The organism is Paradesulfitobacterium aromaticivorans (assembly GCF_054657415.1).
This window is the reverse complement of record NZ_BAAHYT010000010.1, coordinates 1,259,025-1,284,710: the sequence shown is the minus strand read 5'-3', so window position 1 is coordinate 1,284,710 and position 25,686 is coordinate 1,259,025. Positions and strand designations below refer to the sequence as shown.

Here is a 25,686-nt window from a genome sequence, read left to right as displayed (position 1 = left end):
CAGATCGAAAAGGGGTGAAGGTCGGATGCGCGTAGTTATCGTGGATGATGAGTCCCCTTCGCGGGATGAATTAAAATACCTTTTGGAAAAAATGCCGAATGTCGAGGTTGCAGGCCTGGCGCGTAACGGGCAGGAGGCTTTGGCGATCATTCCTGAGCTGAGCCCCGACGTGGTATTTTTGGATATTCAGATGCCGGATTTATCCGGGCTCAGCGTGGCGCGGGAGTTGTATCTGCGCATGGGCCCGGAACACTTTCCTTTCTTTGTGTTTGCTACTGCGTACGATCAGCATGCCTTAGAGGCGTTTGAAGTTAATGCGATTGACTATGTGTTGAAGCCTTTCAGCGAGGAACGGCTGCAGCAGACGGTTCAGCGCTTGAAACGCAGCCTACAGGGGGGAGCGTGTCCTCCGGAAAAAGTTGAGGGTGGCGGGCTTGGAGGGGAAAAACTCGATCGAATACTCTCTCTCTTGGAAAAACCATTCGCAAAAGCTAAGCTAGCCGTCGAGGAAAATGAACGAATCATTCTTTTGAATGCGGAGGAGATTGTTTTTGCAGGGATAGAAGGACGGCAGGTGCACGTAAAAACGAAGGATGCTTCATACACTACAAGTTATTCTTTAAGCGAGTTGGAAGAGCGTCTCGGTCTGGTGCAGACTCATAAGAGCTATGTAGTCAATAAAGAAATGGTGCGGGAAATCGTCCCTTGGTTTAATGGTACTTATAATCTGATCATGAACGATCGGGAAAAATCCCAAGTTCCGGTGAGCCGGACGTTTGTTAAATCAGTGAAACAGGCACTAGAGCTATAGCGTTTTGAAGGTTGGAGCTAAAAACGTGCAACTTAAGCACGTTTTTTTTGCATGTTTTGCAGACTTTCCCACTGAAAGATAGAATTTGTCGTATGATTTTAACGAGCACGAACCTTAGGGTAAAGGCTTTTGCCACAATTTTCAACATTTTTGAAAAGGGGGAATATACCCGTGCGTGCACTCTATCTATTAATTGCGGCGGCCAGTATCTTGATCATTGGTTACCGCCTCTACGGAACGTTCATGGCGGCTAAAGTCTTAGCGGTCGACCCGCGGCTTGTCACTCCGGCTAAACGTCTGGAAGACGGCCATGACTATGTCCCTACCAATCGCTGGGTAACATTTGGGCATCATTTTGCAGCGATTGCTGCTGCCGGCCCATTGGTCGGCCCGGTGCTGGCAGCTCAGTTTGGCTATTTGCCGGGAACGATTTGGATCCTCATTGGCGGGGTCCTCGGTGGCGCAGTCCACGACATGGTCGTACTTTTCGCTTCCATTCGGCACAATGGCGAGTCTCTGGCGCAAATCGCCAAAAAAGAAATCGGCCCTGTGACTGGGGTCGCTGCCTCGTTTGCGGTCTTGTTCATATTACTCATCACCATGGCAGGTTTGTCAATTGTTATTGTCAATGCCCTGCACGATAATCCCTGGGGTTCTTTTACGGTAGCGATGACCATCCCCATTGCAATTTTTATTGGAATTTATATGCGCTTTCTGCGTCCCGGGAAATTGCTTGAGGCCTCTGTCATCGGAGTTATTCTAATTTTCCTTGCGGTGGCTCTGGGACCGGCAGTCAAGCACTCGGCATTGGGACCTCTCTTTAACTACAGTGCCACGGTGATAAAAATTGCCTTGCCTACGTATGCTTTTGTCGCAGCCGCACTTCCGGTTTGGCTTTTACTCGCACCGCGTGATTATTTGAGTTCTTATCTTAAAATTGGAACCATCGGTGCCTTGGCTTTAGGAATCATTTTTGTCAATCCGGTCTTGCATATGCCTGCAGTGACGAAGTTTGTCAACGGCGGCGGGCCTATTATCGCCGGTAAGGTTTGGCCCTTTGTTTTCATTACGATTGCCTGTGGTGCAATGTCCGGCTTTCACAGCTTGATTGCGGCCGGGACAACACCCAAGATGCTGGAAAGCGAAAAGGATATTAAAATTGTCGGCTTCGGAGCCATGCTGGTGGAATCCTTTGTTGCGATTATGGCGATGATTGCCGCCTCGGTGCTCCCGGTCGGGGACTATTTCGCCATCAATACCATGCCGAACGTCTTTGCCCACCTTGGCCTGCAGGTTGACAAGCTGCCAATGCTTTCCCAAATGATTGGGGAAAACGTGGCCGGGCGTCCGGGAGGAGCGGTATCCCTCGCCGTTGGCATGTCCTATGTGTTCTCCAGTATTCCGGGGCTCAGTCATCTGGTTGCTTACTGGTATCAATTCGCCATTATGTTTGAAGCAGTATTCATCTTGACTGCTGTGGACGCTGGCACCCGGGCAGCCCGCTATGTGGTCCAGGATATGATCGGGGTGATCATTAAACCTTTTAAAAAGATCAACTGGTGGCCTGGTGCGGTTATCAGTGCGGCTTTGGTTTCTTTTGCCTGGGGCTATCTTCTCTACGGGGGGAATATTTCCACGGTCTGGCCGCTCTTCGGGGTGTCGAACCAGTTGCTCGCCTCGTTGGCCTTGGTGGTTGGAACGACCATCATCTTGAAGAGCACGGGAAGGATAAGTTACGCCTTGACCACGTTTATCCCGTTCGTCTTCCTCTTCGTGACCACGCTCACTGCGTCTTACTATAATGTGACTCTGGTTTATCTGCCCCAACACATGATATTGAACGTCGTTCTGTCGATTATCATGGCACTGCTCTCACTCATCATTGTGGTGGATTCCGCGATCAAGTGGAGCCGCTTGATTGCAGATAAAAAAGCCTTAGCACAGCAAAAAGTCGAGCATAATGCCTTGGTGCAAGAGTTAACGGCGAAGTAAGAATTATATACTAGGAATATGTTGAAACAATATGGTGGGGTGCAGTGTAAGACCTGCACCCCGTTTTAGTATCACAGATAAGATCTCCTATACTGTGCTCGCGCGCCACCTGGTGAGCGGGCATTCAGCGCACATAGTTTTAGGATAAGATGAAAGGGGATGAACGAGATGTGGAAAATCTCGCCGGAGGCAATGACGTATCTGGCTAAACAGCAGGTTCAGGAGCTTACAGTCGATCAGCCTGTGACCGTCAGCGGGTGCTGTATTCAGGTTTCCGAACCGCCCAGGGTTAGAACAGGAGAACCGCCCCAGGCCGGGTTGCAGAGCGGTGGAGGGTCTTATGCCGTTCTGGAGGTCGAAGGGATAAAGCTCAACGTTCCTTCCCATTTGGCCGCCTTGGAATTGACGATTGATTTGACCCGGTTTTTTAGGCGGGAAAAGTTGGTCATTGAAGGTTGGAATCTCGTCTAATCCCCCTTGGCCGCAATACTTCTAAACAAATCTTCTCTTGTTTTCGGCAAAGGGGTGGACGGAGGCAGCCATCCTTTTTGCACCAATTCACTGTGCATTTCTAACATCCAGGGAAGCACCAAATCAGCACGTTCTATAAGTTCAGGTCGCCTAAATACTTGGCCGGGTTCTCCGTTCGCAATGATCTCTCCGCAGTGCAAAATGGCTATCCGATCTGACCAGGAATAGGCTAAATCGACATCATGAGTAGATATGATAATCGTTTTACCCTCTTGGCTCAACTTTTCCAGAAGCTCCATGAACTCGCGGGCATGGCGGGGATCTAGCCAAGCTGTTGGTTCGTCAAATATTATTATTTCGGGCTCCATCGCTAAGACACCCGCGATCGAAACACGTTTTTTCTGTCCGTAGCTTAACATGTGAGTCGGTTTATCTTGGAGGTCTGTGGTTTCCGTATCCGACATGGCCTGTTTGACTCTATCCACTACTACTTCTTCAGCAAGTTCGAGATTTAAAGGACCAAACGAGATATCCTGCCATACGCTGGCGGAAAACAACTGACTATCCGGGTCTTGAAAGACAATCCCTACTTTTTTGCGTAATTCTATCAGTGCCTTTTTTTCATAGGAAATATCTTGTCCCAGGAACTTTATACTACCTGTGTTAGGACGATAAATTCCGTTAAAATGCAAGAATAAAGTGGATTTTCCTGCTCCGTTTGAGCCCAAGATAGCCAGCTTTTCTCCCTTTTTAACCTCTAAATTCACTTTGCGTAAAGCATTTGTGCCATCAGGATAAGAAAACTTAATATCAACCGCTTCAAGTATAACCTCAGACAATTTTTTACCTCCCAAGTAAATTTAACAAGATTAACGGGATCTCTAACATGGTTAACACCAGATAGTTTTTGAGGTTAACAGGATATTTCTTTACCAGTACCTTGATCTCACCTGTATAACCTCGTGCCGACATGGTATCAAAGAGTTCGTGAGATTTTAGAAAAACTTTCCCAAAAAGAGCAGAAAAGAGCCGGCTCAAAGAACGGAAAGAACTTTTCATTGAGATATAACCTAACCGCGAAGACTGGGCTCTCCGAATGGTGGTGGCTATTTCCATAAAGACAAAGATAAAGCGATAAATCAGCACCATTAATTCAGTAATAATGACTGGAACCCTCATCTTGCCGAGTAAGGTAATTATTTCAGTCATAGGAGTGGTCAGGGCTAGAAAATATAGACAGGAAACAGCCCCCAATGATTTTAAAAAGAGATGACCCGCTGTGACCAGATCAGGGAAGCGTATTCCTACGGTTAATCCGCCAACGTTGTGAGCAAGCCAAAATCCTGTGGGGCTGGTCGAAACCGAAAAAGCAATGGTTATAATACTTAATAGAAGAAAAGAAAGGGGAACAAGCATAAGCTTGACAAAAACTCTTCCTGGGATGCCTGCTTTGATGATTATTCCCCCGGCCATTAAGGCTAACACGATAAGAGGCGTGATTAGAGCAGGAGATGTTAGACACACGACCAGTGTAACCATGGCAAACATAAACTTTTCTGCCGGATGAACAGTTTTTAGTGTATTACTATAAGCGTAACTATCTATGTTAATCACGACTGCTCCCTCTTGCTCACGCTGTTTTTCCCTTTTGCATAACCCAAATAATAAAAGACAAATCCGCTGCCGAGAGCCGCCTGTAAGGCAAACAAGAAAGATTCGACTTCGCCGCTGGGCGGTTCCCACAAGGGTTTAAACCAAGGTTCATAGTTGGCATTAAGCGTGCTGATTGCCTTTTCGGCTTGATCATCAGCCCCGGCAAATTCGCCGCCACGCACCATAAAAAGCGGAGCAAAGGCCAGGACTGCAACAATTAGCAGTAATATCCCATTCTTAGCAATTGGTTTCATGCTTTCACCCCCTGTTTGCTGCTTGCTAACTCTTTGCCGGTAAATATGGATAAAACCTGCAATTCTTTTTGACTGTAAATATTAAGGACATTAAATACCATCACGGTAAGTATACCTTCACTTATGGCTAAGGGAACCTGAGTAAACGCAAAAATACTCATGAATTTTATTACGGAAGCCATTACTCCGCCCGTTGCAGCAGGAAAAGCCAGCCCCAACTGGAAGGATGTTGTAACATAGGTCATTAAATCTCCTAAAGTAGCTGCCAGAAAAATCGATAGCCATTGGGGAGCCCCCAGTTTCTTTAATCCTTTATAGATACCGTAAGAGACAAAAGGACCAACAATAGCCATGGAAAAAGTGTTTGCTCCCAGGGTCGTTAATCCGCCATGAGCCAACAAAAGTGCTTGAAATATTAAGACAATCATTCCCAAAACCGTCATGGCGGTGGGTCCGAAAAGTATCGCACCAAGGCCTACACCGGTGGGATGCGAACAGCTTCCGGTTACAGACGGGATTTTCATGGCAGACAGAACAAACGCAAATGCCCCTGCCATACCCAATAGCATCTTTAGATTGGGGTAGAGCGTCACGGTTTTTTTAATGGAACGTACACCAAGAATTACGAATGGAACCATGGCAACCATCCAAAAAGCTGCCCAGTTAAAAGGCAAGAAGCCTTCCATAATGTGCATGGCATAAGCACTATCTGGAAAGACGATATATACCGCCATAACGTAAGCTAATAATAAACCAATATTCTTAAACTTGTGTAGGTTCATGAAATAACAACTCCTTTTCTTTCTCTTCTAAACGTCACTAACCCAAAACTATCTTCTTAAGATATCAAATTTTCCACCCATACCACCTTTCAAATAACTTTAGTTCTCAACTGTCTAATATAAATAAAAAAGCCGGACCAAATCATACACCTCCTTGTTAAAGTGATGTGATTCAGACAGGCGGTTAAATTGTTTCAGATTTACGAAAACTCAAGTTAATGCCTTATTTGAGTTCTCTTTCTGTCACAATAATAATCACTTTGCTTAATCCCTCAGGATTACAGCACCTTGTCCACACTTAGAAAGAAAATAAATAAACCTCCGGCACCTAAATGCAGGAGGTTAAAATATGTTAAGAAACATAAATATCCTTACCCCCCATCCATCGTGGGTGTTAAAGACGAATTACAAACGAGCAGGTCTCCTGGCTTAAGTTCATCGCCGCCTTACGTCTTCCCGGTTGCCCAGTGACATTATGTAAGGCCGCTCACTACCACAGTGGCGGGACCGCGTCAGATTGGCTGACTTCCCTTTTAAACACATTCCTTTTCTCAGAATGTGTACTCGTTTATTACCTATTAAATTTCACATTGATTAACACGAGTTTAGCATAGGTAAATTTTTCTGTCAATGATTTTCCAAAGTTCACCGGTTTAGATTGATCAGGTTCTATCTTAGGCCGAGGTTTTTCTGCAAATCATCGTAATCCCAATAAATCCAGCTCTCGCGACGTGCCCGGTAACGGGGGATAGGACCCGCACCAAGCAAGTATTGCCCCCGCCAGTACTCAACCAGTTCTGCGAACGAAAGATCATTGTACAGTGGTTCAACAGTTTTACCACCGAGGAAATCAGCAAGGTTAGCAATATGAGGAATAACAAAAAGCTCCCGGGGTATACCGTGTTGGGCGAAAGAGGCAGGAAGATCCAAAGCGCGCAGCGCCAGGGTAATGACTGTACGTTTAATTTTCGGACCGGTGCCGAATCCGGTTACTTGAAATCCGGGATTGAAAGACTGGATAAAATCCTTTAACTCCCTGTAAAGCTCATCGGAAAAGTGATAGGTTCCCCATCCCGAAGTAAGGCCCAAAGACAAGGTGAGCCAGTTGTTTTGCCCTTGGCTGTTCTTGCCGGCAGCAACCCGGTTATAAATAGAACTGCGGCCAAAAGCCGAGAAGGTGGTGATGGCTACTAACCTGGCCGGCAGAATCTGCTGGCTGAGTTGGGAACGGGTTCCATAGTATTTTTGCTCATAGGCCAGGCGCACATCACGGCTGGCTGCAGCCATAACGGCCAGTTTTCCGGCCAAAAAGCCACTGTACGGCGACAGGGCTCCCAGGACAAAAGCATCCATGGTTTGGTTGATGATTTCCACCTTTTGTTCTTTGGGGATTTTGTAATGCTGATCGCGCTGAGCCAAGTCAAGGGGCGGAGACTGAAGTCCAATGATTCCCATCAATTTGTCGTGATACCGGTCCCAAAGCAAGAAGCGCAGGCGCCTGCCGTACCCTTTGGAATACGGTAATTGCCAGGTATAACGGGCTAAGCGGAAAAGATCCGCGGTGAGACCTTTCTCCACCGGTACGAGTTCCGGTCGCACTTTTAACGGATCCATCTCGGAACCGCAGGCAAAGAAACTGCCATAGCGCATGTAAGCCTGACGGATCCAAGCCCGGCTGCGGTCCAGTTCCCGCTGACGGTGCCAGTGGTGCATATCCCGGTACAGGTCTTTCTCGGGTAGTTCCGGTTCCCCGATTGTCTCGTAGATATGGCCTAATTCCCGGATAACTTTCTTGCGCAACTCGATGACAGGATTGTTCTGCGGGAATTGGGGTCTCAATTTTTCAGGCAGGAAATGTGAAGCGGTAACCATACCGAAGTTTTCGGCAAAACTTTCCAAGATTCCTGCTTGGGAATGTATCAGAACAAAATAACTCCCATTAAGATTGGACATGAGATAAAGTTCGTTATGTTCACCTTCTAAGCATAGAAAAGCCATCTCCTTGTTAAGAGTGACAAGAGATGGCTTTTCTATTTCCACTGCAGAAAATTGGGAAGAGTTTAGCAGGAAATTCAAAAAAAGCGTCGAACGTGGCCAAGGAAATTGCTGAAAGTAGGTGATTTTTTGCCAAGGGTATGGGGATTTTGCCGCAAATCGATGAGACGTGTTGTTTACTGCGGTTCTGAAACACTGCTATTGGAGCAGCAAGGGGCGGAAAGGGAAGCCAGAGGTTTGGTGTTGGTACATAATAAGTAAGAGCAACGATATAAGCAAGGAAATCTTAATTGTCACAGAACAAAATAGAGTCTCGGACAAAGGCAAACCTGGTGAAAGCCAGGGACGCAAAGCCATGGGTCATCCAGTGTAAGCTGATGATTGCCAGGTTACTACGGGGAAATTTGCCGTCATGGAGTTTGAACACATGACGGTTTATTTTTAAGAAAGGAGGTGTTTTTGGTGAATGATGAACAAGTCATCCTCTTTCAAATGGGCGGGGAACACTACGCCGTGCCGATGAATACGGTCAGGGAAATCATCGTTCCCCCACTGATTAGGAGTATACCCAATGCCAAAGGGCATGTGCGGGGGATTATCAGCCTGAGGGGCAAGGTGATTACGGTCTTAAGCCTTGCTCAATGGCTGAAGACGAAGTTGGATTCTTCTTTCCCAGATCATCAGCGTCGCATCATTGTCCTAGAAAATGTGGAAGAACTTTTGGGAATTGAAGTTGATATGGTCAATGAGGTTGTCAATATTGCCCAGTATGAATTGGAACCCCCGCCTGCGGTTGTCGGGCAGGAGACGTTTTTCCTGGGTATCCTTAACTTAAGTGAGAAACTTGTTCTCGTACTCAATGTCCCGACCCTCTTCGCTTCCTGAAATCCTGCTCATGCTTATCCAGCCCTGACTGAAAAGGAGAGCTGTGCATGTGAGGCATATTAAGCAAGCGAAGCATGAAAAAAACGGAAAGGAGAACAGAATATGCTTGATGGCGAACGGGTCAAGGGACCTGAAATTTTCAATAGTCAAGAATATGGAAAGTAGAAGAAACTATATAGGGGGAGAATGGAAAAATGAAATTCATGAATAATATCCCTTGGAAAGTGAAACTGACAGCAGGATTTGTCATCATTGCCCTTTTGGTCGCGTTGGTCGGCTATATCGGCATCAGCGATATGCAAACGATAGAGGCGAGCGGAGAAAGTATTTACAGTGACAACTTTGCGGCCTTACAAGATTTAACCCAAATACAGGCGACGTTTGAGCAAAACCGTGCCGCCAGCATTTTGCTCTACGCTACCCGGGACAAAACTCAGCAGCAGGAGGTTTTACAGCAGATCGAGACTATTAAGGCAGCGAACAATAAAGCCCAGCAGGAATACGACAAGAACTTTTTAGAAACGCTCTCGGCTGAAGAAAAAGGATATTATAATGATTTTAAAGCTGCCCAGGAGGAGTGGCGGAGCCAGCGGGACAAGCTGGTTCAGCTCGTCAATGAGGGGAACTATGCCGAGGCGGGGGCAGTGCTGCAAGAGGCCCTGAAAGGCAATGATAAAGCTTTGGCCAGTTTGGATAAAACAGTGTCTTTTTTAGAAAACGAAGCGAAAAACCGTGTCGATAAAAACCATGAAACTTTTATATCTTCCCGAACAACCATGATTGCAATTCTCGGCTTCAGTCTCCTTTTTGCTTTGGTGCTGGGCCTGTATCTATCGTTCAGCCTCTCCCGACGGCTTTCCCACATCGTTCAGTTTGCGGAAGCCTTTGGACAAGGGAATCTAACCCAGGAATTAGCCCTGCACGGACGGGATGAAGTGGGGCAACTGGGGGATGCTCTTAAGCAGGCGGTAAAAAAAGTGAGAGAGTTATTACTCGCCATTCGTGACGGTTCTCAGACGCTGAGTGCTCAATCGGAGGAACTGTCGGCGACGATGGAAGAACTGTCGGCGACGATGCAGACCATCCAGCAATCGACGGAGCAGATTGCTCAGGGAACAGAAGAACTCAGTGCCAGTACGGAAGAGGTAGGGGCTTCTGCAGTAGAAATCCAAGAATATACCAAACAACTGAATCAGAAAGCTAAGGATGGACAGGAAAACGCTTTGGCGATTAAGGTACGGGCCAGTGAAGTCAAGACCAAAGGAACCAAGGCGGTGAGTGAAGCGGATGATATCTATCGGGATAAAGAAGCCAAGGTCAAGCAAGCTCTTGAACAGTCGAAAGTTGTGGATGAAATTAAAGTCATGGCAGAAACTATTGGTGGAATTGCCGAACAAACCAATCTTTTATCTCTCAATGCTAGCATTGAGGCGGCTCGCGCAGGAGAAGCAGGACGTGGTTTTGCAGTCGTCGCTGATGAAGTTCGGAAGTTGGCAGAACAATCGCAACTGGCGGTAGGAAATATTCATAAGGTTATCAACGATGTGCAGAGGGCATTTAACAATCTGATGGGGAATACGCAAGAGTTACTAACTTTTATTGAAACGAAAGTCCGCCCTGACTACGAAGCTTATGCTAAGACAGGTAGCCAGTATGAAGAAGACTCAAATTTCGTGACAGAAATGTCCAAAGAATTGGCTGAGGCAACGTTAACGATGCACGAAATTATCAGTCAAATCGGTTCAGCAATTCAAAATGTAACCGAGACGGCTCAAGAATCTGCCTCGAGTTCTGAAGAAATATCTTCTAGTGTAGTTCAAACGACAACAGCCATCGAAGAAGTTAACCAATCGGCACAAGCACAAGCCGAGTTGGCCGATAAACTGAGTGAGCTCGTGGCGAAGTTTAAGGTGTGATTGGATAGGTCCTAAGTTGTATAGATTATCGGGCGGAGAAGAAAGAAGGGTTAACCATGAATTTGGTGTTGGAGAAGTTACTACCAAATTCAGCTTTGGAAAAGTTTGCAAGTCTGGACTTATTTGATGAAGCGGGAATTTTGCTCTTGCAAAAAGGTCAACCGATTACAGCAGGCATACAGGAACGTCTTGAAAGGCGAGAAGTTTATATTCTGCGACAACATGAGGATTCAGTTTCATCTTCAAGACAGGTAAAAGCATTTTCGAAAGATATTTATATTAAACTGGTCGGTTCCTTGTGGAGCATTTATCATGAGGCGAAACTCATTAAACCTGAGCAGATTGAAAAGACGGTTGTTCTGGTAGAAACGATTCTCAAAGAACTCCAGACCCCAAACGTTTACTTGAATTTTGATGCGATGCGGTTAGATTTGGAGAAGTTCAAACAACACGATTATGGGACGTTTGTGCACGTTTTGAATGTTGCCTTGTTATCTGCACTCACGGGGATGCGTTTGGGATATAAAGAGAAAAGGCTTAAGTATCTGACATTAGGTGCACTGCTTCATGATTTGGGAAAATTACAAGTGCCAAAGGAAATCTTGAACAAGCCTGGAAGTTTAACGGATGACGAGTTTGCCATCATGAAACGGCATCCTTTGATGGGTGAAGAAATGCTAAGGAACACCCGTTTGTTAAACAGTGTGACAGCGATGGTCAGGGAACACCATGAACGCTGGAACGGGAAGGGGTATCCTTTCGGCTTGAAAGGGGATAGCATCCATCCCGATGCCCAAATCATAGCCGTTACCGACGTTTATGAAGCCTTGACCGGCGACAGACCGTACCGCAAAGGCTTACCCCCCTACCATGCACTGGAAATGATTATTGCCTGGTCGGGGAAAGACTTTAACCCGAAAGTGGTGCAGGCTTTTCGAGAATCCCTCATTCTGTACCCTGAAAATGCTATTGTCACCCTAAACACGGGTGAAATGGGAGTGGTCGTTGCTGTGCCCTTGCAAATGCCAACTCGACCACTTATTCGTCTTTTGTTTGATAGTAACGGAAGGTTCCTCAATCGAGAGATTTATGTGGACTTAATGCAAGATTTAACCCGTTTCATTGAACGGGTGGAGTTTAAGGAGGCAGGGTGAGGGGGAGAGAAAGGTTCAAGTGGGGATAAGGATTCAAGATTCAGGTATTGAGGTCGTTAATGTAGCAGGACAGTCATTTAGCGAAATTGCTAAACTTATTGAAAATGTCTCGGCACAAATGGGAGAAATATCTGCTACGATCCAACAAATAGCTAGTGGCAAAATAGTAACTTCGGTTAAACAAGTTGATGTTATTAGTAAGGAGACAGCAGCCCAAGCCCAAACGGTATCCGCCGGGGTCGAGGAACAAACGGCATCTATGGAACAAGTTGTTTCGTCAGCCCAAAATTTAGCCTCCATGGCAGCGGAGCTTCAAAACATAATCAGTAAGTTTATACTCTAGTACTCGGCGTTACTTCTCCCTTTGGTCGTCGTTTTCAACATACGCAGATTTTCAGCACAATTACAGATTAAAGTTAGCTTTCTATCTCAAGGGGGGATGCGGATGACCATAAAAGGTTTTCACCGGTTTGGGCTCCGGGGACGGCTTCTGGCCGGGGCGTTGGTCCTAATCATGCTTCCGGTTTTGTCGGTAGGATATTGGATCAACTATAGTCTTGCACGATATCGGAAAAATTGGCGTTCCGGAAGGGATTCTCAATAAACCGGGTGCCTTAACTGCTGAAGAGTTGGCCATCATGCGTGACCATGCCCGGCAAAGTTACGAAATTGTTAAACTCAGCTCTTTCTGACTGCAGCAGAGCGGCATTGGAACAATACTGATTGATATCCAACATGACAAACGCCTTAATCTCTTCATTCATATAGGGTACCGGCAGAATCCCGACGTCGTTGCCAAAATAATTCCTGACATTCTCCTCGGTGATGATCTCAAGCAATGTTTTCTTTAGAAATATCTTTAGCCGTAGTATAGATAGTATCTGGGCATATATCATTACAATCACTGGTATCTCTATGTCCAGATACGTCCCATGCAAGGGTTCCATTCATAACCGTACACGCATTAAGGAAAAAATTCCTATTCTTCAATTTTATAAAAATACCTCCCTTATCAATTAAGGGTTTTACGTCATAAAGTTTAATTTTTCCATCGTCAAAAAATATACGTAAACAGTATAATCCTCTTTCGGTAAAACTCCATAAATTTTAGGTCTCATGTGCAACATCCCCTTTGTAAACGCTCCTTCATTGATATCAAAAATAGTCTCTATACCATTATATGTTGCATGGAAATGGGGAGGGGGGAGGATTATGCTCATCATAATACATTGTGATGATAATCCCGTAAAATCTCGATATCTCAGGAATTTGTGTCATCTCCTTCATTCAAGGGACAAAATTCAGAGTTCTTCATTTGCAGGGCAACTTTATCGAAAGCCGGCATCGTTCGATAAACCGGATGCACTCCCGCTAAGGTATCTTCAGATTCAGCAGGCAGCATAAACAAATTCCTGCCTCTCCTGAAATTCTGCGCGCTTACACTTGTTCCAGTTCTGAACTGGTCGGAAATACCCCACGATCCGGCTCCACACCTCTGTCATCCCACCGCAGATAGGACAATGATAGTGCTCCCCGCTAATATATCCGTGAGCCTCACAAACGGAAAAAGTCGGCGTTACCATAAAATAAGGAAGGCGATAGCGGGCAAAGACTTTCTGCAATAAGTCTTTGACGGTATTCGGGTCATCGATTTGTTCGCCCAGAAAGAAGACCGTGCCACCCGTATATTCTGTCTGCAGTGCCTCCTGCAATTCGAGCGCCTCAAAAATATCCACTGTATAGCCGACCGGCAGTTGGGTTGAATTGGTATAATAAGGCTCATCAAAAACGAATTCCTGAACAGCCTGCTTTACCTCTGTATAGGACAAATTGTCCCTGCGAACGAAGGGCGCAAGATACGTATCGAACGACGAAACAGCCTGAGCACCGGCAGCTTCCTCCTGAAGGGTATAAAAGAGATTTGCCAGCTGCCCCAAGGCTGTGCGCAGGTGCGAGTACCACCCTGCCGTCCCTTTTACGGATTTCCTGGAAAACAGCCATATCTCCTCTTCCTTTCCGCACATGATCCAGTCCACAGACATGATACTTTGTTCGCCATCATGACTACGGTTGGCATGCCTGACTCTTTTTCCTGCATCGGTTGCCAGACCGTGAAAATCCTGAACTAAGCCCGTTTTTCCCCAGGCGACAGGATAAAAACAACGCCCCGCGTACGCCCTGACTTCATCCTTCCCCGCTGTTTAGGCTTTTGAGGCTTCTGAATTTCTTCAATTCTTGCACTACCTTTAACCTTTTCTATGATTCTGATCTTGTCGTGCCCCTCAAGCTCTTCAAGCTCATCGTCGATATCCATAAGCTGTACCAACCACTTGACACGATGCTCCCGATCGGTCGCAAGTTGGCCTAAAACTTCTTCCCGCACACGGCGCAACGATTTGACGTATGCCACCATTTTTCTTCATCCTTTCTTCTAACTCCAACGACCATACCGATCAACGATCCATACTGATAGCCCATAACAAAAACCCTTTACAGAATTCCTGTAAAGGGTTTAACTCGTCCGGCTAGCCAGATAATATCTTCCGGTTACCAGGCATCGCTACATTCCCCCTATCCTCCGTAGGTTCCTGTGTGGCTTTAAAGCGAGCAGGTCTCCTGGCTTAAGTTCATCGCCGCCTTACGTCTTCCCGGTTTCCCAGTGACATCCTGTAAGGCCGCTCACTATCACAGTGGCGGGACCGCGTCAGATTTGCTGACTTCCCTTTTCAATACTTTCCCTTAAGAAAGTATACTCGTTCTACGTGTATGATGTTTTTCATGAATAGGCTAGCAGATAAGAACTAGCCTGTCAAGGTGAATGCTCCGTTTTGTTGCCTTTATAAGGGTAGGACCACGGGCCGGTTCTCCATTTGCCCTATCCTGACTTAAACACGGTTAAACGGCTGCTTTCATAACGTTGGGAAACGTACGACTTACCAGCCACGTTATTCCCCAACACCGCCAGGAACTCCCCCCTGGCCAGCAAGCGTCGACGGGAAAGCCCTATATGCTGGCCCATCCGGAACTGAAGACCCTGCCGACGATTGGGCAAGGCGGACCGGATACTCCGCAAGCATCATTCTGAACGATCGCCACAACCTCGCCTATGTCCACCCCTTGTTGCGCACACCACTCTCTTAATTCCCTCATCCCAATCTGCACAGCCTTGATTGCCAAACCAGGACAGATATGCCCATGAAAGTCAACACAGCTTTGCCAATCATCCTTAACCAGTATGTCTTTCTCCATCATCATTCACCTCATTAAAATACTTTCCTTTAACCACGTGCCAGAAGAAGTCTCCAAGTTAAAAAAATAGCCGCCTGCCGCACCCCGGCCTCGGCCTGACCTGCTACGACAGGCGGCAAAGAGGAGGTTGTATATTATTAGATCCATGCCGATCTAATAAACTAAGAAAAGGTAATACCTATTGAAAAAACCATGGCATCATCCAGCGCCATCGTGCCGCTGAAAGACCTCCATGGTCCCATTAAACGATTTTCCTATTTTGCATTGCCTATTGCCCAATTAATACAACGTATTTCGATCGGTTATCCTTATCCTTGATGCTCATGAGCTATGCCCAAAAGGTGGTCAACCAGATGGCTCCGCTCCACAGAAAAAAACCATGGAGCTACCGTACCTGGTCAAGACCTCCATGGCCTTATTTTTCATCATTTATTTCTTCATAATTAATTATATTCTTCATTCATTTCCGTTTTCCTGCTAACACAATAAAAATTTTCTATGTTTTTTCTTTAGTTTTGGCAGTGCCTTAATTCTTGCGTGTCAGGGATAAGCCCCGAGTTCCTAGCCCTTCTGAATATGTTACGGGAGGATGATCATAGACTCAGCTTTTGGGCTGGTTAGTTTTCATCTGCAATCCGGATAATTTTCGTGGATTCGGTCAAACTTAAAGGTGAATGATGATCTGGCGGAGGTCAAGATGGAACAAGAGCGCACACTTGAGATTCTAAGGTCTAATGGGGAAAAAACTCTTTGGGACAGATTTTTAATGGGAAGGAGAAAGAGGAGCTTTTGCCGTTGATGATTTGTCCCCTTCCCTTGTCCGGGAACCGAGCAAATGTATTCGCTGCCGGCGCTGCGTCACCGTCTGCCGTGATCTACTGACTTTTAGCATTTATGACATGCTGCACCGTGGTTTTGATTCGGTTGCCGGTCCTGCTTTTATTATTTTTGGTTGGATCGATATTGGGAAGGAGTAATACCTTCATACTTTTTAAATACCGCCGAAAAGTAACTACTGGAGCTAAAACCGGTTGCTGCCGCAATTTGCTCGATTGTCTCAAGTGGGATTCTCAAGCGTTGTTTCGCCTTTTCCAGCCGCACTTGGGTCAAATATTCCGTAAATACTCTACCCGTCTTCTTATTGAATAGACGGCTTAAATAAGCAGGACTGAGGTGCACGTGAGCTGCTACTTGATCAAGTGTAATCTTATTCGCATGATTGCTTTTAATATAATCCAGAGCTTGACGCAACAGGACCTGATCACCACACAACCGATTCTTAACCAATAGGGCGATACATTGGTCTAAAATAGCTTCTCCCCAACACCTTAGTCCCTCAACCGACGACATATGGGATAACTCCCGGACCATGTTATTTTCTAAAGCTGTTACTTCGGTGGAATCAGCACCTGCAGAAAGAGAAGCATGTACAATGATGACCATAAGCCGTATGCCGAAGGAATGTATTACACTAGCCGAAGGATTTAGCTCTTTACTGGCAAGAAGTTGAAGGACATAAGATAATTCTCGCTTAGCATCCTCTAGGTTTCCTGCTTTTACTTGTTCCTCAAGGCTTGCTAAATCTATGGCCGGACCAGGTTGAAAGTCTTTTTGCGCAAGCCTGTCTAATGCCTCTTTTACGGCTCTAATCAGTTGTTGTGGCATAACCGGTTTGAGCAAATAGTCTGAAGCTTGCGCTTTAATGGCCTGCTGAGAATAGGAAAACTCGTTGTAAGCGGTTAAAATAATTACTTCGGTAGCTGGGTAAGCCGCCTTAATTTGCTTAGTTGCCTCTATTCCATTAATTCCGGGCATCTTGATATCCATGATTATCAAATCGGGACGAATGGTATGAACTTGCTCCAAGGCTTCTCGTCCGTTGGCTGCTTCCCCTAAGATATGAATAGGCAGGTTCTCATTCTGTAATGTAAAGTGTAAAACCTTACGCTCTAATTCCTCGTCATCGACTAGCAATACTTTGTACACCATGTAATGAATCCCACCACCCAAGCCTTATTGATTCGACAACAAAAATTTAATACTCGTGGTAAAAACTTTAATAGGGCTAGTTATAAATCTGACAACATTCTGCTATCATTGCGCAACATACTGGCTGGCATCTTCGTTTGATTATGAGATAATTAAGATAACAATTATCTCATTAATCGAAAGGAGATAACCCAAAATGATTATCGGGGTACCGAAAGAAATCAAAAACAATGAAAATCGTGTCGCGCTGACTCCAGCCGGGGTCGAGGCATTTTGCAAGGCCGGTCACAAAGTTGTCATTGAAAATAATGCCGGTGTTGGAAGTGGGATTAGTAATGAAGAATACATGGCAGTTGGCGCTGAAATCCTGGCTGCTCCGTCGGAAGTTTTTGCGCGTGCCGATATGATCATGAAAGTAAAGGAGCCTCAACCGGCAGAATATGAACTATTTAAAGACGGTCAATTGCTGTTTACCTATCTCCACCTGGCTCCGGAGCCTTTATTGACAGCCGCTCTGCTTAAGAAAAAAGTTGTAGGCATTGCGTACGAAACCGTCCAACCCTCTGACCGTAGTCTGCCGCTGCTCACACCTATGAGTGAAGTGGCTGGTCGTATGTCAATTCAAATTGGTGCTCAGTTCCTTGAAAAACCACATGGCGGTAAAGGTATCTTATTAGGCGGAGTTCCCGGCGTTTCCCCTGCCAAAGTTACCATTGTCGGCGGAGGTGTTGTCGGTACCAACGCAGCCAAGATGGCTATAGGCATGGGAGCCGATGTCACTATCCTGGATGTCAGCATTGCCCGTCTCGGGTATCTGGATGACATATTCGGTTCTCGGATTAAAACATTAATGTCCAACAGTTACAATATTAAGCAAGCCGTTGCGGAGGCCGATTTGTTGGTAGGAGCGGTTCTTATTCCCGGTGCCAAGGCCCCCAAAATTGTGACGGAGGAAATGGTTAAAGCCATGAAGCCAGGTTCAGTTATCGTTGATGTGGCGATTGACCAAGGGGGCAGCGTTGAAACCGTTGACCGCGTAACTACCCATGCCGAGCCAACCTATGAGAAGTACGGAGTTCTCCACTATAGTGTAGCCAATATGCCCGGAGCGGTAGCTCGCACTTCTACCTTTGCTTTGACCAATGCAACTTTGCCATATGCGCTTAAGCTCGCCAACTTAGGGTTCACTGAAGCAATTAGAGTCGATCTTGCGCTGGCCCGCGGTGTGAATACCATCTACGGAAAACTGACCTATAAAGCAGTTGCCGATGCACTCAACTTGCCATACACTCCTTTAGAAGAAGTTACTAAAGTTTCCGCCAATGTTTAGCAGCCTCATATAAAAAGCTCTGCTCGTGTAAATTCTGGTTTCGTGGGCCGGTAAAGGACATGCTTCGCAAGCGTGTCCTTTTGCGTGCGCCCGACAGTTCTACCATACTTAAGCCTCAGGTTTTCCTACAGGCAGGGACAAAGTAGCTGTCGTAAACCCCTGTTCGAGTCCCAGTTTAACGCCAAATTCCTTCCCAAATAGTAATTGCAGCCGTTTATGGACATTTCGCAGACCAATCCCTGTTTTTATTTGATCCCCGCTCAAATCAACGGCAGCATGATCTGAGAGCATACCTACCCCGTCATCGACAACTGAGATTTCAACGGTGCTGCCTAATTTTCTGCCCTTTATCCATAGGTGGCCAATGCCCTCTTTGGGCTCCAGTCCGTGAATACAGGCATTTTCCACCAATGGCTGCAAACTTAAAAAAGGGATCTGTAGACTTTTCAGGTCTTCCGGAACCTCTATAGATAATTCCAACCGGTTTCCAAACCTGTTTTTCTGAATTACCAGGTAGCTTTCGATATAGCTTAATTCCTCCCCAAGAGAAACCAGTTCCCCTGGATGGTCTAAATTATGCCTCAGTAAATTAGAGAGGGCAAAAAGCGTATTTAAACCTTTGTCGTTTTCACCCAAAGTTACTGAGCAAATTACAGTGTTTAGGGTGTTAAATAAAAAGTGGGGTTTTATTTGACTTTGCAAATTTCTTAATTCTGCTTTGTCCAACGTATGTTCCAGTTCCACAATAAGCCGTGCATCCTCAGCAGCTTTAAGTTTTTCCCGGCTGAGCTCTTCTTGCATCTTGGTACGATAAATTAATTCGACAATGTAATTAACCACAAATTGAATTAGTCCTCCGGCAGCCTGACATTTCTCCATGCTGATAACCTGAATTTCCTGAAAAGTCCGGGTCAATTGTTCCGAATTAAGGTCTAAGTCGGAGGTAGCCTGAAGCATGTTCTCGATCTCTTTAGTCTGGGGTCTTTCCAGATGCATCTGCCCACAGGTTATTGACCCATAAAATTTGTCGTCCACAATAATTGGTACTGCCATCAGCATTACACCCGCATGGCATTTGCTCATACACGAAGAGCCTTTTTTCAAGGTGTCAAAACCCAGTTGGGCATTGGATTGAATACATCGCTGCAAACCGGCTTCTTTGGAACGAATGCTGCGGCAAAAACCATAAAAGTAATCATGCTGAACAACGGGAGAACCCATAGCATCATTAATATCTATTGTAATGTCAGTAGCTTTTGTGAATGACTCAATAATTCTTACCAGTTTATCTTTTTCGATAAGCTGAGATAGGTTATCAATCTTGTACTCCATGTCCCATCCTTCTAAACAATCAGTTCACTGCATTCTGTATTGAAAAACCAAGTCACAATTTGGGCATTATAGCTCTCCAGCATTACCTTATCCTCTCAGTTGGCAAGAGTACCTATAATTTTACCAAAAAACACATAAGTAGAATTTTCATTTACACAATATTATTTTTGTGGGCTGTGATCAAGGCTCCATCACTTTCAGGCCTACTGCCTGACTGTCTACGCTTAACGTCTAGGATTACTCCTGGCCGACCAAGGCTCGCTTTTGGTGACGACGCTGCTTATGTCTTACCATGCAGAACTTCCGCCCGCTATATGCTCGGTCGCGACGAAACTTCAGTTATTAATATCATCGGGCTTAAGATAAGGCACTTCTATTACATGTGCACTACAGGATCCTAAAAATATATGAACCTGTGAACTTTCCTGAATAAAATGCTGTACATGTATTGCAGGCATATACTTGTCCAATTTAACCAACAGATTGGGACTGAATGCTTCTTCGTCATACCTGGCATAAACAACATCTGCAATTAAAAGAGTATGATCCCCGGTTACCATAGTATTCATCAGTTTACATTCCAAATGTGCTCTACATTCCTTTATACCGGGAGGTGTAACTTTTACTGAAGGCAGTCGGGTAAATCCAGAGCGGTCGAATTTATTTTCTCCGTACATTGGCCGATATGAACAACCTACTAATTTATCAACTATGCTAAGGTCAGGCATATTCAACACGAATTCCCCTGTTCTTTCTATATTTTCCAGGCTGTGCTGCTTTTTGGGATTATTTAAAAGTGCAAGTGCAACCCTTGGCGGCTTATGGGATACCGGGTTAATCCAGCTGAAAGGCGCTACATGATCTGAACCGTCTTCATTCTTAGTAGTGCATAAAATTGGTCTGCTCGGCTGCAGAAGGAATACACTGTTAAATAGCTCATCTTCAGAAATTCTTTTTTCCATAAGCGTTCCTCCAATGTACAAAATCCCTATTTTAAGAGAAGGAAAAAAACCATTCTCAGGATTATGCTTGTAGCGTTTCGATATAGCTCCGGCGGAAGCGATAATCATTTCGTAATTAGGCCAATAGGAATCTGAACGTCTCCTAAGTCAATCAAAATTCGGGTCGCACTGACAACTGCCATACTCCCCCTACTTTTACCGCCACTTTGTCTGCCGTCAAGGACAATTCAAATTAAACCTACACTTTCTGTAACGTCCTCAATGTTGGCAGCGACCAGCACCTAGCTTTGTTCCAGGCAGAATAGTCAACCTCCAGAGTTTAGTAACCTATCCTGTGGGTCCCCGCCCTATAACCCATTCTCTCCGATACTTCAGCAGCTGCAGAAACCACCTGCCTAGCCAGACTTTCCACTCGGTCATGGGTCACCTGCAACACGGTCCCGGCTACACTGATAGCTGCAATTACCCTACCGTCATGATCAAACACCGGAGCGGCAACGCATCGAATAGACTCTTCATTTTCCATTTCGTCGATGGCATATCCCTGAGCCCGGATTTGGGCCATATGGTCTTTAAACTCCTGCCAAGAGACGATCGTTCGCGAAGTCCGGCGAGGCATTCCTTTTTCTTTAAGGTAGACCTCAACTTCTTCCAGTGGCAGAAATGCACAGATGGCTTTACCTAAGCCCGTACTGTGTAGGTAACTGCGTTGGCCGACAAAAGATGCCATCTTGATGCTGCCTTTACTCTCTACCTTTTCAATGTACACAACCTCTCCATTCGCCTGAACTGCTAAATGCACTGTTTGCCCTGTATCCGCTGCCAACTGTTTGATAATCTGTGCCGCTTGGCTTCGCGGTTCCAAGTTACGGGCAACAACACCACCCAGCTCCATCATTTTTAAGCCCAGACAATACTTATCGCTATCTTCGGCTTTATTAACATAACCTTTAGATACCAGAGTTCTTAACAACCGATGCACAGTAGTTTTACCCAAACCCAAACTTGTTGCCAATTCCGTAATCCTTTTGGGATATCCCTGGTTTTTTGCTAGTTCCTCAAGAATATTCAAAGCCCTTTCTACCGCACGCACCATTTCTTTATTTTCAGCATTCTCCGTCAACGTACCACCCCTCCTTTCTGTAATAATAGACTCTCGGCATTCGCCGAGCCTGATGGCACAAGGCTTTGCTTGAAACCTGTTTTGATTCCGCATGCAACGTATCAGGATTCCGTAATCAATCGTCTCCGTCAGTATTATTCCGGCGGCGTCTTTGTCATCGCCAACGATGACTGGCATAAAGCTGTTTATTGAGTTCTTCAAAAGGTATATATTCAAGATCTGGATAACCGTATCTTGCTCCTCCAAAAGCTTTCTTGCCTTCTTCGGTTGCAATGCATTCCCTAATTCTTTCATCGCACGGTGTCCCTACTACTGCTAAGTTTACTCCTGGCTTCAAGTCAACACTCATTATACCTTTTCCTGTATCTGGATAGAGGATATATGCTCTGTCAGGAAAAACTGATTTAATTTTGCCATCTACCCACACAGCCATGGTTTCATTCTTTACTACCATTTTTGATGTGCTCCCTGCGAACTCTTTTTCTCCCTTTATTATTACATTAGTAAGGTAGAATCCTCCCTTATCTTCTCCTACAACTTCTTCTATAGTCCCTCTAAATAACATTACACCTTTTTCAAGTTTTCTGAAAGCTTCAACAGGATCCTGTCCATTGTTTTTAGCTTCAATAACAGCCTTACCCATTTCTATAGCATGAGTTACAGTTTTAGCTACACAACTTCTCTTTAATTCAGCTCCAGACATGGCATAATGGGCATTACCTCCCATACCACCACCTTTTGTAACTACAAATCTGCCTATTTCATCCGCGTATGTTGAGTCATTAGAATTCATAACTACTATTGTATTTCCTTGATGATCAACTAAAGGCATAGGATTTAGGGAAATACCATGTCCAATAAAGCTGGTCATCTGTGTCTCGGGAGCAGATCTTCCTACAGCATCACCATTAATCATTGGAATTCCCAGTCTTGCTGCAAGTGTCATTATAACAGGGGTATTCAAACCACCAACTTCAAAAGGTATGATATAGTCCAGTTTTCTACCTTTTAGCCTTTCCATTTCTCTAAATGCCTTTATAAGTACAAAGTCATCTTCCCACTTAGCTATAATTTCATCGTAAGACATTTTTTCAAGGGCTTTGACTGAACCCATTATTCCGCCACTGCAAATAAACGCATCATCACTGACATCCTCTGGGTCAACTATTTCACATACTCTACCCTTTGCAAAATCATTCTCAATTATCTTCCTACCCCATTCAGGATCTCCTCCACCACCTGTTCCGTATATTGCCAGACCAATAAGTAGTTCTTCTACTTCTTCACCATTTAATACTCTGCGTGCCATAATTCATTCCACTTCCTTTTATGATATTTATTATTTAGACTCTCAGCAATTGTCGGTGCATGGGCAGTCGCCGAATGCGTTCGATAATAGCTCCACGTTCCATAGAAATGTTCCCCATGATAAGCATGATCCCCTATAACCAAAATTTTGTTCCATTGTATGGACTGTGGTTCCGAAATTATAGTTTCTAAGATTCGTCATGTTTTTTGATTATCCCTGCTTATATTAGAAATGTATACTGTATTTCTCAAAAATATTTGATCTAGATAATAGATTGATTTCCATACATTGGATTCACTGGAAAATTCTTTCCTATTATTTAATTTCAAGCCGCCAGGTGTAGCGGCGCTCCTTAATTGACCGTATTCTGCTTAGATTCAAGCAACACCTCCACTTAACGAATAATCACTCTCATCTGGTCTTTAGCTTAATCCTATCGTTAATCCAGTCGACAATCTCAGTCGTTGGGGTTCCCGGAGTAAATAGTGCCTCAGCATAACCGTCTCGAATTAAACTTTCTGCATCTTCCTCTGGTATGATCCCGCCACCTATCAATAAGATATCTTCGGCTTGTTGTTGTTTTAGCAATTCTTTAACACGCGGGAAAATCGTCAAATGCGCTCCTGACATAATGCTTAAACCTATTAAATCAACGTCCTCTTGGATGGCAGCTTCAACAATTTGTTCCGGTGTTTGATGCAATCCAGAATATATAACTTCCATTCCGGCATCGCGAAGTGCCCTGGCAATGACTTTGGCCCCACGGTCATGTCCGTCGAGTCCTGGTTTGCCAACTAATACCCTGATATGGGTTTGGCTCATATTTTTCACCTTCCCAGCTCATTAAAATACAGCATTTTCTCGATATTCTCCGAAAACTTCTTTAAGAACAGTAATTATTTCTCCTTCAGTAGCGTAGGCCGAGACCGCGGCAATGATCTTAGGAATCAAATTATCTGTACTGCTTGCCGTCGTTCTTAAATCATCAAGAGTTGCTTGAACCTGCAAGTTGTCCCGCGTTTGCCTTAATCTTTGAACCCGTTTTATTTGAGAGCGCTCAATCTCAGTGTCAATTTTGAGTAAGTCAATACTGAGTTTTTCATTTTTAATAAAGTCGTTTACCCCAACAATAATCCGATCCTTATTCTCAATTTCCCTTTGAAAACGATAGGCGGCATCAGCAATCTCCTGCTGAAAGAAGTTTTCCGCAATGGCTGGCAACACTCCACCTAGCTCTTCAATCCGTTTAAAGTAATCTTCTGCCCCAGCTTCCATTTGACTTGTTAGGGCTTCGACATAATAGGAACCGGCGAGAGGATCAATGGTATTAGTTACACCAGTCTCGTAGGCCAAAATCTGCTGAGTTCGCAGGGCAATTTGGACCGATTTCTCTGAGGGAAGTGCTAATACTTCATCCATCGAATTCGTATGTAAGGATTGTGTTCCTCCTAATACTGCCGCCAAACCCTCATAGGCTGTACGGACAATGTTATTTTCGGGTTGTTGGGCCGTTAATGAACACCCTGCAGTTTGCGTATGAAAACGCAAAAGTAAGCTTTCTTCTTTCTTAGCTCCATACTTTTCCTTCATTCGGCGGGCCCAGATTCTTCTCGCTGCCCGGTATTTAGCCACCTCTTCAAATAAATCCATATGGGAATTAAAGAAAAACGAAAGGCGGGGTGCAAAGTCATCAACAGCAAGTCCGGCCTTAATCCCTGCTTCAACATAGGCAAAACCATTTGCTAGGGTAAACGCTAATTCTTGGAGGGCTGTAGCACCGGCTTCCCGAATATGGTAGCCGCTGATGGAAATTGTGTTCCATTTGGGAACGTGTTCAGCGGCAAACTTGAAAATGTCAGTGATAATACGCAGGGAAGGTTCTGGGGGGAAAATCCAAGATTTTTGGGCAATGTATTCTTTGAGAATGTCATTTTGGATAGTTCCGGTTAATTTGTTGGAAGGGATACCTTTTTTTTGAGCTGCGACAATATACATAGCCCAAAGGATCGAGGCCGGAGCGTTAATGGTCATAGAAGTACTTACTTGATCGAGGGCAATACCATCAAATAAGGTTTCCATATCTTGTAAGGAATCGATGGCAACTCCGACACGGCCTACCTCCCCGTATGCTCGGGGATGGTCGGAATCGTAACCCATAATTGTAGGCATATCAAAAGCAACGCTTAATCCGGTTTGTCCCTGATTTAATAAGAACTTATAACGCTCATTGGATTCCTTGGCTGTAGCGAAACCGGCGAATTGACGCATCGTCCAATATCTACCTCGATACATATTGGTACGAATACCTCGTGTATATGGATATTCACCGGGGTTACCAAGGTCTCGATCATAATCTAATTGAGGTGTATTTTCTGGACCATAAAGAGGCTCAATAGGAACACTTGAGACTGAAATAAAAGGCCCCTTGCCCTCTTTTTGGGCACGATAAGACGTTTGCCAAGTTGAGAAGTCACTCATT

At 45.1% G+C, this 25,686-nt stretch carries 28 protein-coding genes and 3 riboswitches; of the genes, 11 read left to right on the top strand and 17 right to left on the bottom strand.

Annotated elements, in window-relative coordinates:
- Positions 1-25 precede the first annotated feature (25 nt).
- The 3 genes from ACYQ2N_RS12025 (at position 26) to ACYQ2N_RS12015 (ending at position 3,274) form a co-directional block, all read left to right on the top strand.
- Positions 26-811 (top strand): LytR/AlgR family response regulator transcription factor, encoded by a 786-nt coding sequence (locus tag ACYQ2N_RS12025; RefSeq protein ID WP_459999468.1) that lies wholly within the window; start codon positions 26-28, stop codon positions 809-811.
- A gap of 171 nt (positions 812-982) precedes the next feature.
- Positions 983-2,803, top strand: a complete 1,821-nt coding sequence (locus tag ACYQ2N_RS12020) for a carbon starvation CstA family protein (RefSeq protein WP_459999467.1) — start codon at positions 983-985, stop codon at positions 2,801-2,803.
- 168 nt (positions 2,804-2,971) lie between these two features.
- Entirely contained in the window at positions 2,972-3,274 is a 303-nt protein-coding gene (locus ACYQ2N_RS12015; RefSeq protein WP_459999465.1) for a CC/Se motif family (seleno)protein, read from the top strand.
- On the opposite strand, the gene ACYQ2N_RS12010 is transcribed toward ACYQ2N_RS12015, so the two are convergent.
- The 5 genes from ACYQ2N_RS12010 to ACYQ2N_RS11990 all read right to left on the bottom strand — a co-directional run bounded on the left by ACYQ2N_RS12010 (position 3,271) and on the right by ACYQ2N_RS11990 (position 7,916).
- The gene (locus ACYQ2N_RS12010; protein WP_459999463.1) at positions 3,271-4,113 is read right to left on the bottom strand and encodes an energy-coupling factor ABC transporter ATP-binding protein; all 843 of its coding nucleotides are present in this window, start codon (positions 4,111-4,113) and stop codon (positions 3,271-3,273) included. The two genes, ACYQ2N_RS12015 and ACYQ2N_RS12010, sit on opposite strands and share 4 nt — an antisense overlap.
- Before the next feature lie 4 nt (positions 4,114-4,117).
- Positions 4,118-4,888 carry a cobalt ECF transporter T component CbiQ gene (cbiQ, locus tag ACYQ2N_RS12005; RefSeq protein WP_459999462.1) on the bottom strand — a complete coding sequence of 257 codons (771 nt, stop codon included), beginning with the start codon at positions 4,886-4,888 and terminating at the stop codon, positions 4,118-4,120.
- Positions 4,885-5,181 (bottom strand): energy-coupling factor ABC transporter substrate-binding protein, encoded by a 297-nt coding sequence (locus ACYQ2N_RS12000; RefSeq protein ID WP_459999461.1) that lies wholly within the window; start codon positions 5,179-5,181, stop codon positions 4,885-4,887. The genes cbiQ and ACYQ2N_RS12000 overlap by 4 nt, the downstream gene beginning before the upstream one ends.
- Entirely contained in the window at positions 5,178-5,963 is a 786-nt protein-coding gene (locus ACYQ2N_RS11995) for an energy-coupling factor ABC transporter permease (protein WP_459999460.1), read from the bottom strand. The genes ACYQ2N_RS12000 and ACYQ2N_RS11995 overlap by 4 nt, the downstream gene beginning before the upstream one ends.
- Before the next feature lie 397 nt (positions 5,964-6,360).
- Positions 6,361-6,546: riboswitch (cobalamin riboswitch) on the bottom strand.
- A gap of 86 nt (positions 6,547-6,632) precedes the next feature.
- Entirely contained in the window at positions 6,633-7,916 is a 1,284-nt protein-coding gene (locus ACYQ2N_RS11990) for a Druantia anti-phage system protein DruA (protein ID WP_459999459.1), read from the bottom strand.
- 354 nt (positions 7,917-8,270) lie between these two features.
- A riboswitch (cyclic di-GMP riboswitch) is annotated at positions 8,271-8,355 on the top strand.
- Positions 8,356-8,420: 65 nt separating this feature from the next.
- Between ACYQ2N_RS11990 and ACYQ2N_RS11985 the strand changes: the two genes are divergently transcribed.
- The 6 genes from ACYQ2N_RS11985 (at position 8,421) to ACYQ2N_RS11960 (ending at position 12,605) form a co-directional block, all read left to right on the top strand.
- Positions 8,421-8,843, top strand: a complete 423-nt coding sequence (locus ACYQ2N_RS11985; protein WP_459999457.1) for a chemotaxis protein CheW — start codon at positions 8,421-8,423, stop codon at positions 8,841-8,843.
- A 194-nt stretch (positions 8,844-9,037) separates the two neighbouring features.
- Positions 9,038-10,759, top strand: coding sequence for a methyl-accepting chemotaxis protein (locus tag ACYQ2N_RS11980; RefSeq protein WP_459999455.1), 1,722 nt, complete (start codon positions 9,038-9,040; stop codon positions 10,757-10,759).
- A 56-nt stretch (positions 10,760-10,815) separates the two neighbouring features.
- Positions 10,816-11,913: an HD-GYP domain-containing protein gene (locus tag ACYQ2N_RS11975; protein WP_459999454.1), complete on the top strand. Its 1,098-nt coding sequence runs from the start codon at positions 10,816-10,818 to the stop codon at positions 11,911-11,913.
- Positions 11,914-11,932: 19 nt separating this feature from the next.
- The gene (locus ACYQ2N_RS11970) at positions 11,933-12,256 is read left to right on the top strand and encodes a hypothetical protein (protein WP_459999453.1); all 324 of its coding nucleotides are present in this window, start codon (positions 11,933-11,935) and stop codon (positions 12,254-12,256) included.
- A 102-nt stretch (positions 12,257-12,358) separates the two neighbouring features.
- Positions 12,359-12,517 (top strand): hypothetical protein, encoded by a 159-nt coding sequence (locus ACYQ2N_RS11965; protein WP_460000572.1) that lies wholly within the window; start codon positions 12,359-12,361, stop codon positions 12,515-12,517.
- Positions 12,471-12,605 carry an HD domain-containing protein gene (locus ACYQ2N_RS11960; RefSeq protein ID WP_459999451.1) on the top strand — a complete coding sequence of 45 codons (135 nt, stop codon included), beginning with the start codon at positions 12,471-12,473 and terminating at the stop codon, positions 12,603-12,605. Before ACYQ2N_RS11965 ends, ACYQ2N_RS11960 begins: the two co-directional genes overlap by 47 nt.
- A gap of 139 nt (positions 12,606-12,744) precedes the next feature.
- Here ACYQ2N_RS11960 and ACYQ2N_RS11955 read toward each other — a convergent pair whose 3' ends face one another.
- From ACYQ2N_RS11955 to ACYQ2N_RS11935, 5 genes are all read right to left on the bottom strand, one after another.
- The gene (locus ACYQ2N_RS11955; RefSeq protein ID WP_460000528.1) at positions 12,745-12,930 is read right to left on the bottom strand and encodes a hypothetical protein; all 186 of its coding nucleotides are present in this window, start codon (positions 12,928-12,930) and stop codon (positions 12,745-12,747) included.
- Positions 12,931-13,174: 244 nt separating this feature from the next.
- Complete coding sequence (locus ACYQ2N_RS11950) at positions 13,175-13,321, bottom strand: hypothetical protein (protein ID WP_459999449.1); 147 nt, start codon at positions 13,319-13,321, stop codon at positions 13,175-13,177.
- Positions 13,302-13,955 carry an anaerobic ribonucleoside-triphosphate reductase gene (gene nrdD, locus ACYQ2N_RS11945; RefSeq protein ID WP_459999447.1) on the bottom strand — a complete coding sequence of 218 codons (654 nt, stop codon included), beginning with the start codon at positions 13,953-13,955 and terminating at the stop codon, positions 13,302-13,304. The genes ACYQ2N_RS11950 and nrdD overlap by 20 nt, the downstream gene beginning before the upstream one ends.
- Before the next feature lie 83 nt (positions 13,956-14,038).
- Positions 14,039-14,326, bottom strand: a complete 288-nt coding sequence (locus ACYQ2N_RS11940; protein WP_459999445.1) for a hypothetical protein — start codon at positions 14,324-14,326, stop codon at positions 14,039-14,041.
- Between the two features lie 176 nt (positions 14,327-14,502).
- A riboswitch (cobalamin riboswitch) is annotated at positions 14,503-14,685 on the bottom strand.
- A gap of 231 nt (positions 14,686-14,916) precedes the next feature.
- Complete coding sequence (locus tag ACYQ2N_RS11935) at positions 14,917-15,162, bottom strand: FmdE family protein (RefSeq protein ID WP_459999444.1); 246 nt, start codon at positions 15,160-15,162, stop codon at positions 14,917-14,919.
- Between the two features lie 803 nt (positions 15,163-15,965).
- Between ACYQ2N_RS11935 and ACYQ2N_RS11930 the strand changes: the two genes are divergently transcribed.
- Positions 15,966-16,139 (top strand): 4Fe-4S binding protein, encoded by a 174-nt coding sequence (locus tag ACYQ2N_RS11930; protein WP_459999443.1) that lies wholly within the window; start codon positions 15,966-15,968, stop codon positions 16,137-16,139.
- Here the strand turns inward: ACYQ2N_RS11930 and ACYQ2N_RS11925 are convergent.
- Entirely contained in the window at positions 16,105-17,151 is a 1,047-nt protein-coding gene (locus ACYQ2N_RS11925; RefSeq protein ID WP_459999442.1) for a response regulator, read from the bottom strand. The two genes, ACYQ2N_RS11930 and ACYQ2N_RS11925, sit on opposite strands and share 35 nt — an antisense overlap.
- Before the next feature lie 196 nt (positions 17,152-17,347).
- Here ACYQ2N_RS11925 and ald point away from each other — a divergent pair, with 196 nt between their 5' ends.
- Positions 17,348-18,481, top strand: coding sequence for an alanine dehydrogenase (gene ald, locus ACYQ2N_RS11920; RefSeq protein WP_459999441.1), 1,134 nt, complete (start codon positions 17,348-17,350; stop codon positions 18,479-18,481).
- Between the two features lie 108 nt (positions 18,482-18,589).
- On the opposite strand, the gene ACYQ2N_RS11915 is transcribed toward ald, so the two are convergent.
- The 6 genes from ACYQ2N_RS11915 to ACYQ2N_RS11890 all read right to left on the bottom strand — a co-directional run bounded on the left by ACYQ2N_RS11915 (position 18,590) and on the right by ACYQ2N_RS11890 (position 25,685).
- Positions 18,590-19,813 (bottom strand): sensor histidine kinase, encoded by a 1,224-nt coding sequence (locus tag ACYQ2N_RS11915; protein ID WP_459999440.1) that lies wholly within the window; start codon positions 19,811-19,813, stop codon positions 18,590-18,592.
- 335 nt (positions 19,814-20,148) lie between these two features.
- Positions 20,149-20,775, bottom strand: coding sequence for a flavin reductase family protein (locus tag ACYQ2N_RS11910; protein ID WP_459999439.1), 627 nt, complete (start codon positions 20,773-20,775; stop codon positions 20,149-20,151).
- Positions 20,776-21,094: 319 nt separating this feature from the next.
- Positions 21,095-21,898 (bottom strand): IclR family transcriptional regulator, encoded by an 804-nt coding sequence (locus tag ACYQ2N_RS11905; RefSeq protein ID WP_459999438.1) that lies wholly within the window; start codon positions 21,896-21,898, stop codon positions 21,095-21,097.
- A gap of 154 nt (positions 21,899-22,052) precedes the next feature.
- A complete protein-coding gene (locus tag ACYQ2N_RS11900) occupies positions 22,053-23,207 on the bottom strand; it encodes an S-methyl thiohydantoin desulfurase family protein (protein WP_459999437.1) in 1,155 nt (384 codons plus the stop codon).
- 411 nt (positions 23,208-23,618) lie between these two features.
- Complete coding sequence (locus tag ACYQ2N_RS11895) at positions 23,619-24,029, bottom strand: cobalamin B12-binding domain-containing protein (protein WP_459999436.1); 411 nt, start codon at positions 24,027-24,029, stop codon at positions 23,619-23,621.
- A 21-nt stretch (positions 24,030-24,050) separates the two neighbouring features.
- Positions 24,051-25,685, bottom strand: a complete 1,635-nt coding sequence (locus tag ACYQ2N_RS11890; RefSeq protein ID WP_459999435.1) for an acyl-CoA mutase large subunit family protein — start codon at positions 25,683-25,685, stop codon at positions 24,051-24,053.
- Position 25,686 lies beyond the last annotated feature (1 nt).